Source organism: Pseudoxanthomonas suwonensis J47 (genome assembly GCF_000513955.1).
GTDB lineage: Bacteria > Pseudomonadota > Gammaproteobacteria > Xanthomonadales > Xanthomonadaceae > Pseudoxanthomonas > Pseudoxanthomonas suwonensis_C.
On record NZ_AZUZ01000001.1, the window covers coordinates 190769 to 206987 of the forward strand.

Genomic DNA, 16219 nt, shown 5'->3' on the forward strand with positions numbered 1-16219 from the left:
GATGGCCGGCGCGCAGCTTCCTGCATTGAAGGAATCCAGTGACCGCATGAGCCTGACCCGGCGCGAACTGATCAAGGCCACCGCGGCGGCGCTGGCCGCCGGCAGCGCGCCGGCGGCCGCGCTGGCGGCATCTCCCGGCGCGGCGAACAGCGTCGCGCCAGCTGCTCCGGCCGCGGCCGCTGGCGCATCGCCGCCGCAACCGCTGAAGCTCTGGTATCCACGCCCGGCCACGCAATGGGTCGAGGCGCTGCCGCTGGGCAATGGCCGGCTCGGCGCGATGGTCTGGGGCGGCGGACGGACGGAGCGGCTGCAGCTCAACGAGGACACGCTCTACGCCGGCCAGCCCTACGACCCGACGCCAGCAGGGGCGCTGGCCGCGTTGCCGGAAGTGCGCCGCCTGCTGTTCGCCGGGCGCTACGCCGACGCGGAGGGGCTGGCCGACGCCACCATGATGGGCCAGCCGCGCAAGCAGATGCCCTACCAGCCGCTGGGCGAGCTGCGCCTGGATTTCCTCGAGATCTCCGGCCTCGACGGCTACCGGCGCGAGCTGGACCTGGACCGCGCGCTGGCCACGACCACCTTCGGGTCGGGCTGGAAGCTGCAGCACGTGCGCGAGGCCTTCGTCTCGGCAGCAGACCAGTGCCTGGTGGTGCGCCTGGCCACCAGCCAGCCGGGCAGGGTGCGGGTGCGCATCGGCCTGGACAGCGACCATGCCGAGGCCGGCGTCGTGCCCGACGGCGACGATGGCCTGCTGCTACGCGGCCGCAACGGCGACGCCTTCGGCATCGAAGGCGGTTTGCGCTTCGCCGCGCGGCTGAAGGTGCTGGCCACGGGCGGCACGCTACGGCGCCGCGACGGGCGCATCGAGGTCGAGGGCGCCGACGAGGTGGTGCTGCTGCTCGCCGCGGGCACCAGCTTCCGCCGCTACGACGACATCGGCGGCGATCCGGAAGCGGCGACGCGCGCGCAGCTGGACGCGGCCGCGCGCAAGCCGTGGGAGCAGCTGCTGGCGGCGCACGAGGCCGGGCACCAGCACCTGTTCCGGCGGGTCGCCATCGACCTGGGGCGCAGCGCCCCGGAAGTGGCCGCGCTGCCCACCGACGAGCGCGTGGCCCGCTTCGCCGAAGGCAACGATCCGGAACTGGCCGCGCTGTACCACCAGTTCGGCCGCTACCTGCTCATCGGCTGCTCGCGGCCCGGCACCCAGCCGGCCAACCTGCAGGGCATCTGGAACGACCTGCTCGCCCCGCCGTGGGAGAGCAAGTACACGATCAACATCAACACCGAGATGAACTACTGGCCGGCGGAAGCCAATGCGCTGGCCGAATGCGTCGAGCCGCTGGAACGCATGGTCGCCGAACTGGCCGAAGCCGGCGCCGACACCGCCCGCCGCATGTACGGCGCGCCGGGCTGGGTGGTCCACCACAACACCGACCTGTGGCGGCGCACCGCGCCGATCGATGGCGCGCAGTGGGGCCTGTGGCCGACCGGCGGCGCCTGGCTGCTGCAGCACCTGTGGGACCGCTGGGACTACGGTCGCGAGCCGGGCTACCTGGAGAAGGTCTGGCCGCTGTTCAAGGGCGCGGCCGAGTTCTTCGCCGCCACCCTGGTCGAGGACCCGGCCACCGGGGCGATGGTCACCGCGCCGTCGATCTCGCCGGAGAACCGGCATCCGCATGGCGCCGCCCTGTGCGCCGGGCCGTCGATGGATGCGCAGCTGCTGCGCGACCTGTTCGGCCAGTGCATCGCCATCGCCGGCCTGCTCGGCGTGGATGCCGACCTCGCGGAGCGGCTGGCCGCGCTGCGCGAACGCCTGCCGCCGCACCGCATCGGCCGCGCCGGCCAGCTGCAGGAGTGGCAGCAGGACTGGGACATGGATGCGCCGGAGATGGACCACCGCCACGTCTCGCATCTGTATGCGCTGCACCCGTCCAGCCAGGTCAACGTGCGCGACACCCCCGGGCTGGCCGCCGCCGCACGCCGTTCGCTGGAGATCCGCGGCGACGAGGCCACCGGCTGGGGCATCGGCTGGCGGCTCAACCTGTGGGCGCGGCTGTGGGACGGCGAGCATGCGTACAAGGTGCTGCGGATGCTGCTGAGCCCGGCGCGCACCTATCCGAACCTGTTCGACGCGCACCCGCCGTTCCAGATCGACGGCAACTTCGGCGGCACCGCCGGGATCACCGAGATGCTGCTGCAGAGCTGGGGCGGCAGCGTGTTCCTGCTGCCGGCGCTGCCGCGGGCCTGGACGGACGGCAGCGTGCGCGGCCTGCGCGTGCGCGGCGCGGCCGGGGTCGACCTCGAATGGGCAGGGGGCCAGCTGCGCCAGACCCGGATCGCCAGCGAGCGCGGCGGCCGTTACCGGATCGAATACGGCGGCCAGGCGGTGGAGCTCGAACTGGCGGCGGGGCAGGCGGCCACGCTGGCCTGGCGGGGCGGGGCGCTGGTCCGCGCATGACCGCGGATGGGTCGGGCCTGGAAGGGCGATGGCGCGTCCATGTGGGCGGATGCCGGTCCGGCATCGGTCGGGTCCGGGGCGCCGATCGCGGCAGCGCCGGCGGACGCCATGGCAGGCCCGGAAAAACAACGGATTGGACCGTTTCGCCATACGCCTGCGGCGGGTGACGACAGCGCTGCCAGTACGGGTAAGCTGTGCCGCGACGACCTGCCCGGGGGACTTCCGCGGCAGGAGTGCCCCGGAGCGCTGGGAGGCACCGTGGCGGTGGTAGCGGGACCGCGCAGGCGGGACCGCGAGGGAGGGGCGCGTCGGCTTGCCGGCGTGTAAGACCAACACGACGACAAGGGTTGAAATGAGCAGTCCATCGATCACGGGCCACGCGGCCGCGCAAGGCGGGGAAAACACCCGTTTCATCATCCTCATCAGCCTGGTCGCCACCATCGGCGGCTTCCTGTTCGGCTACGACAGCGGCGTCATCAACGGCACCGTCGACGGCCTGAAGCAGGCCTTCGGCTCCGATGCGGCGGTCACCGGCTTCAACGTCGCCTCGATGCTGCTGGGCTGCGCGGTCGGCGCGTGGTTCGCCGGCACCCTGGCCGACCGCTACGGCCGCCGCACCATGCAGCTGTGGGCGGCGGTGTTCTTCATCGTCTCGGCCTGGGGGTCCGGCATCGCCACCTCCTCGGCCGAGTTCGTGGTCTATCGCGTGCTTGGCGGCCTGGCCGTCGGCGCGGCCAGCGTGATGGCGCCGGCGTACATCAGCGAGGTGGCGCCGGCGCGCTACCGCGGCCGCCTGGCCACGGTGCAGCAGATCGCGATCATCTCCGGCCTGTTCTTCTCGTTCCTCAGCAACTGGTGGCTGGCCCGCCACGCCGGCGCCTCCACCGACGTCCTGTGGTGGGACTACGAGGCCTGGCGCTGGATGTTCTGGGCCGAGCTGGCCCCGGCCTTCCTGTTCCTGGTCGCGCTGTTCTTCATCCCGGAAAGCCCGCGCTACCTGGTCGCGCGCGGCCTGCGCGACCGCGCCCTTGGCGTCCTGACCCGCCTGTATGGCGCCGCCCAGGGCGAGCGCACCCTGGGCGAGATCGACGCCTCGCTCGCCCAGGACCACCACCGTCCGCGCCTGTCGGACCTGGTCAGCAAGGTCACCGGCAGGATCCGCCCGATCGTGTGGGTGGGTATCGGTCTTGCCACCTTCCAGCAGTTCGTCGGCATCAACGTGGTCTTCTACTACGGCGCGGTGCTGTGGCAGGCGGTGGGCTTCACCGAGGACCAGGCGCTGATGACCAACGTCATCTCCGGCGCGGTGAGCATCGGCGCCTGCCTGCTGACCGTGGCCCTGATCGACAAGGTCGGGCGCAAGCCGCTGCTGTGGGTCGGCTCGGTGGGCATGGCGATCAGCCTGGGCCTGGTGACCGTGGCGTTCGCCTCCGGCGGCCTCGACGACTCCGGCAGGCTGCAACTGTCCGGCTCGATGGGCGTGCTGGCGCTGGTGGCGGCGAACGTCTACGTGGTCTTCTTCAACCTGTCCTGGGGCCCGGTGATGTGGGTCATGCTGGGCGAGATGTTCCCGAACCAGATCCGCGGCTCGGGCCTGGCGGTGGCCGGCCTGGCGCAGTGGACCGCGAACTTCCTGATCACCTGGACCTTCCCGATGCTGCTGGCCGGCATCGGCCTGGCCGCGGCCTATGGCATCTACACCTTCTTCGCCGTGCTGTCGGTGTTCTTCGTGCTGAAGTTCGTGCACGAGACCAAGGGCAAGGCCCTGGAGCAGATGGAAGGCTGAGGCCTGCGCGCGGCCGCGGCGGCGACGCCGCGGCCGTGAAGGCGGCGGGCCGGCCTGGCTGGCCCCGCTGCCGCCCGGACCTCCCGGGCAGGGCCCGGGCCGGCTTCCGGGCAACAAAAAACCCCGCCTGCGCGGGGTTTTCTGTCTTCTTCGACGCCGGGATGGCGCTCCCTAGGGGACTCGAACCCCTGTTTTAGCCTTGAGAGGGCCACGTCCTAACCACTAGACGAAGGGAGCGTTGCGGGTGTCGCCGGCGAAGGCGCGCTAGTATATTCACGCGCCAGCCGGACGGCAATCGGTCCGGCATGTTTTTGTTCACGGAAGCACGCCCATCAATCCGCAAGCCCTCCCGCAGCCCGTCCTGCGCATCATTCCCCGCGACCAGCACATCCTGTCGCGCCGGGACGTCAGCCCCAACGCGCTCCGCGTCCTGTACCGCCTGCGCGAAGCCGGTTTCGGCGCCTACCTGGTCGGTGGCGCGGTCCGCGACCTCCTGCTGGGCCTGCACCCGAAGGACTTCGACGTGGCCACCGACGCCACGCCCGAGCAGGTCAAGCAGCTGTTCCGCAACTGCCGCCTGATCGGCCGCCGCTTCCGCCTGGCCCACGTGGTCTATGGCCGCGAGATCATCGAGGTCGCCACTTTCCGCGCCAACAGCGACGACGGCAGCGGCGACCGCGAGGTCGAGGACGGCCGCCTGGTCCGCGACAACGTCTACGGCACCATCGAGGAGGACGCGGTCCGCCGCGACTTCACCTGCAACGCCCTGTACTACGCCATCGAGGACTTCTCGGTGCGCGACTACGTCGGCGGCTACGAGGACGTGCAGGCGCGGGTCATGCGCCTGATCGGCGATCCGGAAACCCGCTACCGCGAGGATCCGGTGCGCATGCTGCGCGCGGTGCGCCTGGCGGCGAAGCTGGGCTTCAGCATCGAGCCGGCCACCGCCGCGCCGATCCCGCTGCTGGCGCCGCTGCTGGGCGAGGCGGCGCCGGCGCGGCTGTTCGAGGAAATGCTCAAGCTGTTCCTGTCCGGGCACGCGGTGGCCAGCTTCGAGGGCCTGGAGCGGCACGGCCTGCTGGCGGCGCTGATGCCGGAAACCGCCGCCGCGCTGCGCTCCAACCGCAGCGGCGCGCTGCGGCGGATGCTGCTGCAGGGCCTGGCCAACACCGACGCGCGGGTCGCCGCGGACGAGCCGGTGTCGCCGGCGTTCCTGTTCGCCCTGCTGCTGTGGCCGGCGTACTGCCGCGCCCTGGCCGGGCTGCAGGCGCAGGGCATGCACGCCGAGGAGGCGCAGCGCCGCGCCGCCGACCGGGTGACCCTGCACCAGGTCCAGACCATCGCCCTGCCCAAGCGCTTCTCCCTGCCGATGCAGGAGATCTGGCTGCTGCAGTCGCGCTTCTCCGGGCGCCAGCGCAAGCGCGTGTTCCGCCTGCTGGCGCACCCGCGCTTCCGCGCGGCCTACGACTTCCTGGTCCTGCGCCAGGCCGCGGCCGATTCGCATGCGGCCGATGTGGAGTTCTGGCGGACCGCCCAGCAGGTCTCCGGGGACGAGCTGGCGGCCAGCCTCGAGGCGGGGGCGGCCATGGACGAAGGGGACGGCGATGCCCCGGCCCGCCGCCGCCGCCGTCGTCGCCGGCGTCCGGCCGCGGCGGCGGAATGAGCGCCCCCGAACCCCCGCAACCGGCGGTACACGCCTGCATCGGCCTGGGCGCCAACCTGGGCCAGCCGGTGCCGACGCTGCGCCGGGCCGCCGCCGCGCTGGCGGCGCTGCCCGGCACGCGCCTGCTGGCGCTGTCGCGCTTCTACCGCACCCCGGCCTGGGGCCGGGTCGACCAGCCAGACTTCATCAACGCCGCGGCGCTGCTGCAGACCCGGCTGGAGCCGCTGGAGCTGCTGCAGCACCTGCTGCGGATCGAGCGCGAGGCCGGCCGCGACCGCGGCGACGGCCAGCGCTGGGGCCCGCGCGTGCTCGACCTGGACCTGCTGCTGTACGCCGGCCGGGTGATCGACCTGCCGGGCCTGCGCGTGCCGCACCCGCACCTGCACGAACGCGCCTTCGCCCTGGTGCCGCTGGCCGAGATCGCCGCGGCCGAGCCGTTCCCGGGCCGCGGCAGCGTCGGCGATGCCCTGCGCGGGCTGGATGCCGGCGGCATCGAGGTGCTCGACGAGCCCCCGGAAACGCAGTGATCCGCAAGGCGACGACCCCCCTGGCGTGGGCCCTGGGCGATAATGCCCGCCTGCCGAACCTAGAATACCGATGAGCGTACATGCCGAGCAGAAGCCGTGGACCGTGCCGGCGCTGGCCGAGGCCAAGCGCGAAGGCCGCCGCCTGGCGATGCTGACCGCCTACGACGCGGGCTTTGCCCGGGTCATGGACCGCAACGGGATCGACCTGGTCCTGGTCGGCGACTCGCTGGGCATGGTCGTGCAGGGCCACGGTTCGACCCTGCCGGTCAGCGTGGCCGACATGGCCTACCACACCGCCGCCGTGGCCCGGGTCCTGCAGCGCGCGCTGCTGGTCAGCGACCTGCCGTTCCAGTCCGACGCCACCCCCGAGCGCGCGCTGGACGCCTCGGTGGCGCTGCTCCAGGCCGGCGCGCAGATGGTCAAGCTGGAAGGCGCCGGCCACAAGCTGGAGGTGATCCGCTTCCTCGCCGAACGCGACATCCCGGTCTGCGCCCACCTGGGCCTGACCCCGCAGTCGGTGCTCAAGCTCGGCGGCTTCAAGCTGCAGGGCCGCGACGCGAAGGCCGCCGCGCAGCTGCTGGCCGACGCCCAGGCCGTGGCCGAGGCCGGCGCCTCGCTGCTGGTGCTCGAATGCGTGCCGACCCCGCTGGCGCAGAAGATCACTGCCGCGGTCCACATCCCCACCATCGGCATCGGCGCCGGCCCGCACTGCGACGGCCAGGTGCTGGTGCTGCACGACATGCTCGGCCTGGACAGCGGCCACCGCCGTCCGCGCTTCGTCAAGGACTTCCTGGCCGAGGGCGGCTCGGTCGCCGGCGCGGTGCGCGCCTACGCCGAGGCGGTGCGCGACGGCAGCTTCCCCGACGCCGAACACGCCTACGCCTGACCGGCACCTGCCGGCGCGGCTCCCCCATCGAGCAGGAACAATGATCGAAACCATCACCGAACTGGATGCCCTGCGCGCCCGCGTGCGCGAATGGAAGCGCCAGGGATTGCGCGTCGGCTTCGTCCCGACCATGGGCAACCTGCACGCCGGCCACTACTCGCTGGTGATGCTGGCCCGGCAGTACGCCGACCGCGTCGTCTCCAGCGTGTTCGTCAACCCGACCCAGTTCGGCCCGAACGAGGACTTCACCCGCTACCCGCGCACCCCGGACGCCGACACCGCCGGCCTGGAAGGCGCCGGCTGCGACGTGCTGTGGCTGCCGACGGTCGAGTCGATGTACCCGTTCGGCGTGGAGCTCGCCTCGAAGGTGCGCGTGCCCGGCGTCAGCCAGGTGCTCGAGGGCGAGCACCGCCCCGGCCACTTCGACGGCGTGTGCACCGTGGTCAGCCGCCTGTTCCACCAGGTGCAGCCGGACGTGGCCGCGTTCGGCAAGAAGGATTACCAGCAGCTGGCGGTGATCCGGCAGCTGGTCGCCGACCTGCAGTTCCCGATCGAGATCGTCGGCGGCGGCATCGTCCGCGAGGCCGACGGCCTGGCGATGAGCTCGCGCAACCAGTACCTCGGCCCGGACGAGCGGCCGCGTGCGCCGACCATCCACCGCGTGCTGCTGGCGATGCGCGACGCCGCGCTCGCCGGCACCCCGCGCGCGCAGGTCGAGGCGCAGGGCAGCCGCCAGCTGCAGGACGCCGGCTTCGACGTCGACTACGCCGTGGTTCGCCGTCCGGACCTCAGTGAGCCGGCCGACGGCGAGCCGGGGCCGCGCGTGGCGCTGGTCGCCGCGCGGCTGGGCCGCACGCGCCTGATCGACAACCTCGAGTTCTGACCCCCCGCGCCGCGGCGGACCGCCGTGGCGTTGCAGTCCATTCCTTGGCGCCGTGCGGCGCCGCATTGCGTTCGGTTTCCTGCGCAACGCAAACCGCATTGCTAACATCCCCCACTCAGGAGTCGAATCCCCCATGCTGCTCACCCTGCTCAAGGCCAAGATCCACCGCGCCACCGTCACCCATTCCGAGCTCAACTACGAAGGCTCGGTGGCGATCGACGGGCTGCTCCTCGATGCCTCCGGCATCCGCGAGTTCGAGCAGGTGCACGTGTGGGACGTCAGCAACGGCGCGCGCTTCACCACCTACGCGATCCGCGCCGACGAGGGCAGCGGCATCATCTCGCTCAACGGTGGCGCCGCGCGCCACGTGCAGGTGGGCGACCTGGTGATCATCGCCGCCTTCGCCCAGGTCGACGCCGCCGAGGCCGCCACGTTCAAGCCGGACCTGGTGTACGTGGATTCGGCCAACCGCATCACCCATACCAACCACACGATCCCCAAGCAGGCCGCCTGATGACCGCATCCGCTCCCGGTTTCGCCCAGCTCCAGTCCCATGCCGCGCGCCTTGCCGGCGCAAGCATCGCGCAACTGCTGGAAGCGGAACCGGAGCGGATCGCCGCGCAGGCGCTGCAGGTCGGACCGCTGTACGCGACCTTTGCCCGCCAGCGCTACGACGCGCAGGCCTGGGACGCGCTGCTGCAGCTGGGCCGCCAGCACGACCTGGCCGGCGCGTTCCGGCGCCTGTTCGACGGCGGGAAGATCAACAGCACCGAGGGCCGTTCGGTCCTGCACACCGCGCTGCGCGGCGACCTGTCGCCGGCGCCGGTGGCGCGCGAGGCCTACCGCACCGCCGCCGAAGTGCGCCAGCGCATGCGCGGGCTGATCGAGGCGCTGGACGCCAGCGACGTCACCGACATCGTCAGCGTCGGCATCGGTGGTTCGGACCTGGGCCCGCGGCTGGTGGCCGACGCGCTGCGCGGGCCGCTGCCGGGCCGCTTCCGCGTGCACTTCATCTCCAACGTCGATGGCGCCGCCGCGCAGCGCGTGCTGGCGCCGCTGGATCCGCAGCGCACCGCCGCGATCTTCATCTCCAAGACCTTCGGCACCCAGGAGACCCTGCTCAACGGCGCGATCGTGCGCGACTGGCTCGGTGGCAGCGGGCGCATCTATGCGGTCAGCGCCAACCCGGAGCGCGCCGCCTCGGCGTTCGACATCGCCCCGGAGCGGGTGCTGCCGATGTGGGACTGGGTCGGCGGCCGCTATTCGCTGTGGTCGGCGGTCGGTTTCCCGATAGCGCTGGCGATCGGCTTCGAGGCGTTCGAGCAGCTGCTCGCCGGCGCCGCGGAGTTCGACCGCCACGCGCTGGAGGCGCCGCTGGAAGCCAACCTCGCCGTGCGCCACGGCCTGACCGCGGTGTGGAACCGCAACGCGCTGGGCCTGGCCTCGCACGCGGTGATGACCTACGACCAGCGCCTGGCCCTGCTGCCGGCCTACCTGCAACAGCTGGTGATGGAGTCGCTGGGCAAGCGGGTGAAGCTCGACGGCAGCCCGGTCGAGGCCGACACCGTGCCGGTGTGGTGGGGCGGGGCGGGCACCGACGTGCAGCACAGCTTCTTCCAGGCCCTGCACCAGGGCACCGGGATCGTGCCGGCCGATTTCATCGGCACCATCCACAACGACGATCCCTACGCGGTCAACCACGAGGCGCTGCTGTCCAACCTGCTGGCGCAGACCGAAGCGCTGGCCAACGGCCAGGGCAGCGACGATCCGCACAGGGTCTATCCGGGCGGGCGCCCGAGCACGACCATCCTGCTCGATGCGCTGACCCCGCAGTCGCTGGGCGCGCTGCTGGCCATGTACGAGCACAGCGTCTACGTGCAGTCGGTGGTGTGGGGCATCAACGCCTTCGACCAGTTCGGCGTCGAGCTGGGCAAGCAGGTGGCCAACACCCTGCTGCCGGCGCTCCGCGGCGAGGGCCAGGCGTCCGACCCGGTGACCGCCGAACTGATCGCGCGCCTGCGCCGCTGAGCCGGCGCATCGCGACCCGCGCGCCACGCGGCGCGCGGGCAGCGCCGCTCAGTCCTGCGCGCGCTGCAGGTATTCCTCGACCAGGGCCAGCTGCTCAAGCGCTTCCGGATGCCCGGCCGCGGCGGCGGCGCGCACCTGGTCCATGTCCGGGTGGCGGACGACCAGCAGGATGTCCTCGCAACGCGGGCACAGGTATTCGCTGAGGTCCTCGTGCGGCTCCAGGCTCATCTGCCGGCTGTCGCCGCGCCATTCGCAGGCCTCGCATTCGAGCGTGCGGCTGCGCCAGTCGACCTGGAAGTAGTTTTCGACCAGTACGGTCATCGCGTCTCCTCCGGGCGCCGCTGCGCGAACAGCCAGTCCCACATGGCCTGGCTGGCGTAGGTGGCGTCCCAGGCGTTGTGGTTGCCTTCGGGGTATTCGGTGTAGCGGAAGTCCGCGCCCACGGCCTGGGCCGCGGCGTGCAGGCGGCGATCGTCGTCCGGCCGCACCACGTCGTCGAGCGCGCCATGGAACAGCCACGCCGGCACGTGGCGCAGGCGGGTGGCCAGGGTGGTGTAGGGGTCGGGCAGGTCGGCGACCCCGGTGACGCGGAGGGTGGGGCGTTCGGGGCGCGGCGCGCGCACGCCACCGCACACCGGCACCAGCGCGGCGAAGCGGCGCGGCGCCGCCAGCGCCACTTCCCAGGTCCCGTAGCCGCCCATCGACATGCCGGTGGCATAGGTGCGATCGGGATCGCCGCCGAATTCGGCGCTGGCCGCGTCGAGCACGGCCAGGGCCATGCGCGCGTTGTCGCCCATCCATTCCTCGCCCTTGCCGACCTGCGGCATCACCGCCAGGGCGGGGAAGCTATCGGCATGGCGGCGCAGGTACGGGCCCAGGCCGGCGCGGGTCTGGGCGTCGCCGTCGTCGCCGCGCTCGCCGGAGCCGTGCAGGAACAGCACCACCGGCAGCCTCGCGCCGGGTGCGTGCGCCGGCACGAACACCGCGTAGCGAAGGCTGCGGCCCTCGAATTCCAGGCTGCGCTGGACGAAGCCGGCCGGGATCGTGGACGGATCAGGCGTGGAGCCGCAGGCGCCCATCAGCAGGACCAGCAGGCAGGCAAGCAGGAGACGGGAGGGCCACCGGGGCATGGGACGGGCCTGGATCGGAACCGGGGCAGGATAGGCGCTGCGGCGTGCACGGGATCAGAACAGGCCCAGCACCCAGCCCCAGAACACCGCCGCGTTCGCCAGCACCGCCAGCCAGAAGCCGATCCGGTAGGACAGCTTGCGGGTCTTGTGGCGCAGGATCTGCTGGGCCGCGGCGGCGCCCGGCCAGCCGCCGAGCAGTTCCAGCAGGTGCAGGGTGCTTTCCGGGATGCGCCAGCGGCCGTGCCGGGCCGCGTGCTTGTCCAGGACGCAGGCGATCCATGCGACGCAGCACAGGCACAGCAGCACCAGCGGGACCAGCGGCTGCAGGCGACCGGACTGCCAGGCCCAGCCCAGCGCGACCCCGTGCGCGGCCACGGCCAGCCAGACCGCCCAGGCGTCGCCACCGCCGGTGCGTTTCGCGGAACGGGTTGGTGCCGTCGCCTCCCGGCGGCGCGGGGCGACCGCGCGGCGCACCGCGTCGGCGCGCCAGCGGCCGTCCTCCTGGCGCCTGGCGCGGTAGCGGACCAGCTCGCCCGCTTCCGGGCGGCGCCCGTCCTGGCGGTACTCGCGGACGTGGAAGAACACCCGCGGCAGGCCGGCTTCGAGCGGCTGGATGAAACCGTAGCCGCGATCCCCGTTCCACTCGGCGACCTTGCCCAGCTGCTCCATGGCCACGGCTCAGTGCAGCAGGATCAGCGTGGCCAGGCCGAGGAAGCAGAAGAAGCCCATCACGTCGGTGACCGCGGTAACCACCACCGTGCCGGCCACCGCCGGGTCGATGTTCATCCGCCGCAGCAGCAGCGGCAGCAGCACGCCGGCGCTGGCCGCGGCGCAGAAGTTCAGCACCAGTGCCATGGCGATCACCAGCGACAGCAGCGGGCTCTGGAACCAGACGAAGGCGATGACGCCGACGATGCCGCCGATCAGCACGCCATTGATCAGCGCCACGCGGATTTCCTTCCACATCAGGATGCTGGCGTTGCTGGAGCCGACCTGGCCCAGGGCCAGGCCGCGCACCATCAGGGTCAGCACCTGCACCGCGGCATTGCCGCCGATGCCGGCCACGATCGGCATCAGCACCGCCAGTGCCACCACTTTCTCCAGCGTGGCCTCGAACTGGCCGATCACGCCGGCGGCCATGAACGCGGTGAACAGGTTGATGCCCAGCCACACCACGCGGCCGCGCACGGCGCGCCTGACCGGCGAGAACAGGTCCTCGTCCTCGTCCAGGCCGGCCGCGCCCAGGGCCTGGTGCTCGGCCTGCTCGCGGATGATGTCGACCACGTCGTCGATGGTGATGCGGCCGAGCAGGATGTTGTTCTCGTCCACCACCGGCGCCGACACCCAGTCGTGGTCGGAGAAGCGGCGCGCCACTTCCTGCGCGCTCTCGCCCACGTCGATCGCCGGCTGCTCGTCGTCGATCAGGCGGTTGATCGGGGTCGAATCCTCGTGCGTGACCAGCGCGGCCAGCGGCACGCGGCCGAGGTACTGGTGGCGGCGGCTGACCACGTACAGGTGGTCGGTGTGGTCCGGCAGTTCGCCGCGCAGGCGCAGGTAGCGCAGCACCACGTCGACGTTGACGTCGGCGCGCACGGTGACCACGTCCGGGTTCATCAGGCGGCCGGCGGTGTCCTCCGGGTAGGAGAGGACCTGCTCCAGGCGCTCGCGGTTCTCGCGGTCCATCGACTTGAGGACCTCGTCGATGACCGTGTCCGGCAGGTCCTCGACCAGGTCGGCCAGGTCGTCGATGTCGAGGTCCTCGACCGCGGCGACCAGCTCGTCCGGGTCCATGTCCGCGATCAGGCTCTCGCGCACCTCGTCGCCGACGTGCAGCAGCACTTCGCCGTCGTCCTCGGGATCGACCAGGCCCCACACCACCTCGCGCTTGCCCGGCGGCAGCGACTCGAGCAGGTTGCCGATCTCGGCGGGGGAGAGGGTGTTGACCAGCCGCCGCACCGGGCCCAGGCGCCCGCTGTCCAGCGCATCGGACAGCATGCGCAGCTGGCGCGCGGTCTTGTCGTGGCGGACGGCTTCGGCCATGCGCGGCTCCAGTGGCGGGCGGGGGTGCCGCGGTGGAGGTGCGCGGCAGGTCAGGCGTTCATGCGCGCATTATCGCCCATGCCGTCGCCGGGCGGCTACTGCGGCCGCTGGCGCCGCACCCGGTAGCGCGCCCAGCGCCTGCGCAGCGCGCCGGCGAGGCGGTTGAGCGTGGTGCGCTCCAGTTCGGCCTGCAGGCGCTCGATCTCGCGGTACAGGCGCCGGTTGTGGCCCGTATGGTTGGTGACCAGCGCATCGAGCTCGTCGCGGTCGGCCTGGGTCAGGGTGTAGCCGGCGACGAAGCGTTCGGGCAGGCCGCGGTCGACGTACACGGTCGAGTGGGTCGGACCGGTTTCCTCGGCCGGACGCTCCGCGGTGTAGAAGTACAGCGCCAGCGAGCGGCGGCTGGTGCCGGCCTGTTCCGGCGGCAGGGTGATGCGGCGGAAGCCGTGCCAGCTGTGTTCGGTGGTCTCGAAGATCACGCAGCGGTTGAACAGCGGCAGGACCTCGACCACCTCGTCGTTGGCCGCGTCGTACGGGTCGCGGTGCAGTCCCAGCGCGCCGCCCCATTCCGGCTGCCAGCCAGGGTTGAGGTAGACGATCAGGTTCAGCCGCCGGTGCCAGCCGGTGGCCGGGTGGTGGTTGAAGTCGATGTGCACGTCCAGCGCCTGGCCCTGGCGGTTCTCGTGGGTGCCGCCGCCGAAGTACATCGGGTCGTAGAGCAGGTCGGGGATGCCGGTGATGCGGCCGACCAGGGCGAGGAACTCCTCCGAGCGCGCCAGGTCGTCCAGCGCGGCGTAGTCCTCGCCGAGGCCGCGCAGCTGTTCGTGGGTGGACTTGCCGCCGGGACGGCCGTCCTCGTCGAGGTGGTTGCCGCGCTCGAAGTCCGGGAAGCGCTCGAGCAGGCGCCGGGCGAAGCCTTCGTCGAGGAAGCCGTCGATCACGCAGTGCCGGAACGGGCGGGCGCCGGCGAAGGCGCGACGGATCTCGTCCTCCCGGCCGGGCACGGCCGGGTCGATCAGGTGCAGCATCGGTTACGTTCCCCTGTTACTCGTTCGTCCGGGCCCCGGTCGTGGCTCCGGCCAGCCAGCGCTCGATTCCGTTGCGGTCGCGCGCCTGCAGGAGTTTGCCTGCCTGGGCGCGCAGATGCTCCAGCCGGCAGTCACGGATGGCCCGGCGCAGCTCCAGCAGGTTGGCCGGGTGCAGGCTGAACTCGCGCAGGCCCAGCGCCAGCAGCAGCGGCGCCATCCGCGGGTCGCCGGCGATCTCCCCGCATACCGCCACCGGCGTGTGCGATTCCTCGCCGGCGCGGATCACGTGCGCGAGCAGGCGCAGCACGCCCGGGTGCAGCGGCGAGTAGAGGTCGCCGAGGGCGTCGTTGTTGCGGTCCACCGCCAGCAGGTACTGGATAAGATCGTTGGTGCCGATCGACATGAAGTCGACCGCGTCGAGCAGGCCGTAGACCCCGATCGCCGCGGCCGGCACCTCGATCATCGCGCCCAGCGGCGGGACCTCCACCGCGACGCCCTGCCTGCGCACCGCGGAAACGGCGCGGGTCAGGCGGCGACGCACCAGCATCACCTCCTCGCGGCAGCTGACCATCGGCACCAGCACCCGCACCGGCCCGTAGGCGGCGGCGCGTGCGATAGCGCGCAGCTGGGTATCGAACACCCGGTCGTACAGCAGCGACAGGCGCACGCCGCGCACGCCCAGCGCCGGGTTGTCCTCGTTCTCCAGGCTCAGTCCGGTGCGGTCGACCTTGTCCGCGCCCAGGTCGAGGGTGCGGAAGGTGACCGGGCGGCCGCTCATGCCCAGCACCGCGTCGCGGTAGACCTGGAACTGCTCGTCCTCGTCCGGCAGCTCGTTGCGCTGCAGGAACAGGAACTCGGTGCGGAACAGGCCGACCCCGGCCGCACCCAGCGCGTGCGCGCGGCCCACGTCCTCGCGCGACTCGGCGTTGGCGTACAGGGCGATGTCGACGCCGTCGAGGGTGCGGGTGGGCTTGCTGCGCAGGCGCTCCAGGTCGCGGCGTTCGCGCGCTTCCTGCTGCTCGCGCTGGTGGTAGCGGCGCAGGTCCTCGGCGTCCGGCTCGACCACCACCGTGCCGGCCTCGCCGTCGACCATCACCACGTCGCCGTCGTTGATCCGGGACAGCGCGTCGGACGCGCCGACCACCAGCGGCAGGTGCAGGCTGCGCGCGAGGATCGCGCTGTGCGAGAGCGGGCTGCCACCGGAGGAGACGATCGCGACCACGCCCTGGGTCAGCAGCTGCGCCACCTCCGACGGGGCGACGTTGTCGCAGACCAGCACCTCGCCGGCGGTGCCGCGCGGCACCGGCTCGCTGCGGTGCAGGTGCGCGTTGATCCTGCCGATGACGTGGTCGAGGTCGTCCAGCCGGCTCTTCAGGTACGGGTCGTCCATCGAATCGAACACCGCGGCCAGCCGGTCGCGCTGCAGGCGCAGCGCGTAGGCGGCCGAGTAGTGTTCATTGCGGACCAGACCGTCGAGCGCGGACACCAGTTCCGGGTCGTCCAGCAGCAGCGCGTGCAGGTCGATGAACTCGACCGCTTCCCTGGACAGCGCGCCCTGAAGCTTCACCCGCAGCGCGCGCATTTCCGAGCGGGCGGCCTCAAGCGCCTCGTGCAGGCGCTGCGCCTCGGCGGCGACCTTGGCCGCGGGCACGTGCTGCTCGGCCATCTCCAGCACGTGCGGCAGGCGCACCCGGGCGCGGCCCAGGGCCAGCCCACGGGACGCGCCATGGCCGGCGAAGGCCTGCCTCACCGGTCTGCCTCCTGGAGGGGGTGGGAGCGCGCCGTCCCGG

14 protein-coding genes and 1 tRNA gene are annotated in these 16219 nt (G+C 72.2%); 8 read left to right on the forward strand and 7 right to left on the reverse strand.

The genetic code is table 11. The features are described from left to right. The first annotated feature begins 46 nt into the window (after nucleotides 1–46). Both M503_RS0100790 and M503_RS0100795 read left to right on the forward strand, forming a co-directional pair. A complete protein-coding gene (locus M503_RS0100790; RefSeq protein ID WP_028918567.1) occupies nucleotides 47–2458 on the forward strand; it encodes a glycoside hydrolase family 95 protein in 2412 nt (803 codons plus the stop codon). A gap of 352 nt (nucleotides 2459–2810) precedes the next feature. Further along, nucleotides 2811–4244, forward strand: a complete 1434-nt coding sequence (locus M503_RS0100795) for a sugar porter family MFS transporter (RefSeq protein ID WP_028918568.1) — start codon at nucleotides 2811–2813, stop codon at nucleotides 4242–4244. Nucleotides 4245–4406: 162 nt separating this feature from the next. On the opposite strand, the gene M503_RS0100800 is transcribed toward M503_RS0100795, so the two are convergent. Further along, nucleotides 4407–4481: transfer RNA gene (locus M503_RS0100800), tRNA-Glu, on the reverse strand. A 94-nt stretch (nucleotides 4482–4575) separates the two neighbouring features. Here M503_RS0100800 and pcnB point away from each other — a divergent pair. The 6 genes from pcnB (at nucleotide 4576) to pgi (ending at nucleotide 10231) form a co-directional block, all read left to right on the forward strand. Further along, nucleotides 4576–5907, forward strand: a complete 1332-nt coding sequence (pcnB, locus tag M503_RS0100805) for a polynucleotide adenylyltransferase PcnB (protein ID WP_051414063.1) — start codon at nucleotides 4576–4578, stop codon at nucleotides 5905–5907. Continuing rightward, a complete protein-coding gene (gene folK, locus M503_RS0100810; RefSeq protein WP_037060058.1) occupies nucleotides 5904–6434 on the forward strand; it encodes a 2-amino-4-hydroxy-6-hydroxymethyldihydropteridine diphosphokinase in 531 nt (176 codons plus the stop codon). The genes pcnB and folK overlap by 4 nt, the downstream gene beginning before the upstream one ends. Nucleotides 6435–6504: 70 nt before the next feature. Then, nucleotides 6505–7320 carry a 3-methyl-2-oxobutanoate hydroxymethyltransferase gene (panB, locus tag M503_RS0100815; RefSeq protein WP_028918571.1) on the forward strand — a complete coding sequence of 272 codons (816 nt, stop codon included), beginning with the start codon at nucleotides 6505–6507 and terminating at the stop codon, nucleotides 7318–7320. Nucleotides 7321–7360: 40 nt separating this feature from the next. Continuing rightward, the gene (panC, locus tag M503_RS0100820) at nucleotides 7361–8203 is read left to right on the forward strand and encodes a pantoate--beta-alanine ligase (RefSeq protein WP_028918572.1); all 843 of its coding nucleotides are present in this window, start codon (nucleotides 7361–7363) and stop codon (nucleotides 8201–8203) included. Between the two features lie 133 nt (nucleotides 8204–8336). Beyond that, on the forward strand, nucleotides 8337–8717 hold the full coding sequence (gene panD, locus M503_RS0100825; protein ID WP_024868172.1) for an aspartate 1-decarboxylase: 381 nt from the start codon (nucleotides 8337–8339) through the stop codon (nucleotides 8715–8717). Further along, entirely contained in the window at nucleotides 8717–10231 is a 1515-nt protein-coding gene (gene pgi / locus M503_RS0100830; protein ID WP_028918573.1) for a glucose-6-phosphate isomerase, read from the forward strand. The genes panD and pgi overlap by 1 nt, the downstream gene beginning before the upstream one ends. A gap of 48 nt (nucleotides 10232–10279) precedes the next feature. Here the strand turns inward: pgi and M503_RS0100835 are convergent, their stop codons facing one another. From M503_RS0100835 to ptsP, 6 genes are all read right to left on the reverse strand, one after another. Further along, entirely contained in the window at nucleotides 10280–10552 is a 273-nt protein-coding gene (locus M503_RS0100835; RefSeq protein ID WP_028918574.1) for a hypothetical protein, read from the reverse strand. Further along, a complete protein-coding gene (locus M503_RS0100840; RefSeq protein ID WP_051414064.1) occupies nucleotides 10549–11361 on the reverse strand; it encodes a PHB depolymerase family esterase in 813 nt (270 codons plus the stop codon). The genes M503_RS0100835 and M503_RS0100840 overlap by 4 nt, the downstream gene beginning before the upstream one ends. Nucleotides 11362–11415: 54 nt before the next feature. Beyond that, nucleotides 11416–12030, reverse strand: coding sequence for a DUF1294 domain-containing protein (locus M503_RS15350; protein ID WP_051414065.1), 615 nt, complete (start codon nucleotides 12028–12030; stop codon nucleotides 11416–11418). 9 nt (nucleotides 12031–12039) lie between these two features. Beyond that, entirely contained in the window at nucleotides 12040–13401 is a 1362-nt protein-coding gene (gene mgtE, locus M503_RS0100850; protein ID WP_028918576.1) for a magnesium transporter, read from the reverse strand. A 95-nt stretch (nucleotides 13402–13496) separates the two neighbouring features. Further along, nucleotides 13497–14429, reverse strand: coding sequence for a 2OG-Fe(II) oxygenase (locus tag M503_RS15355; protein ID WP_051414068.1), 933 nt, complete (start codon nucleotides 14427–14429; stop codon nucleotides 13497–13499). Between the two features lie 16 nt (nucleotides 14430–14445). Continuing rightward, nucleotides 14446–16179, reverse strand: coding sequence for a phosphoenolpyruvate--protein phosphotransferase (gene ptsP, locus M503_RS0100860; protein WP_028918577.1), 1734 nt, complete (start codon nucleotides 16177–16179; stop codon nucleotides 14446–14448). Nucleotides 16180–16219 lie beyond the last annotated feature (40 nt).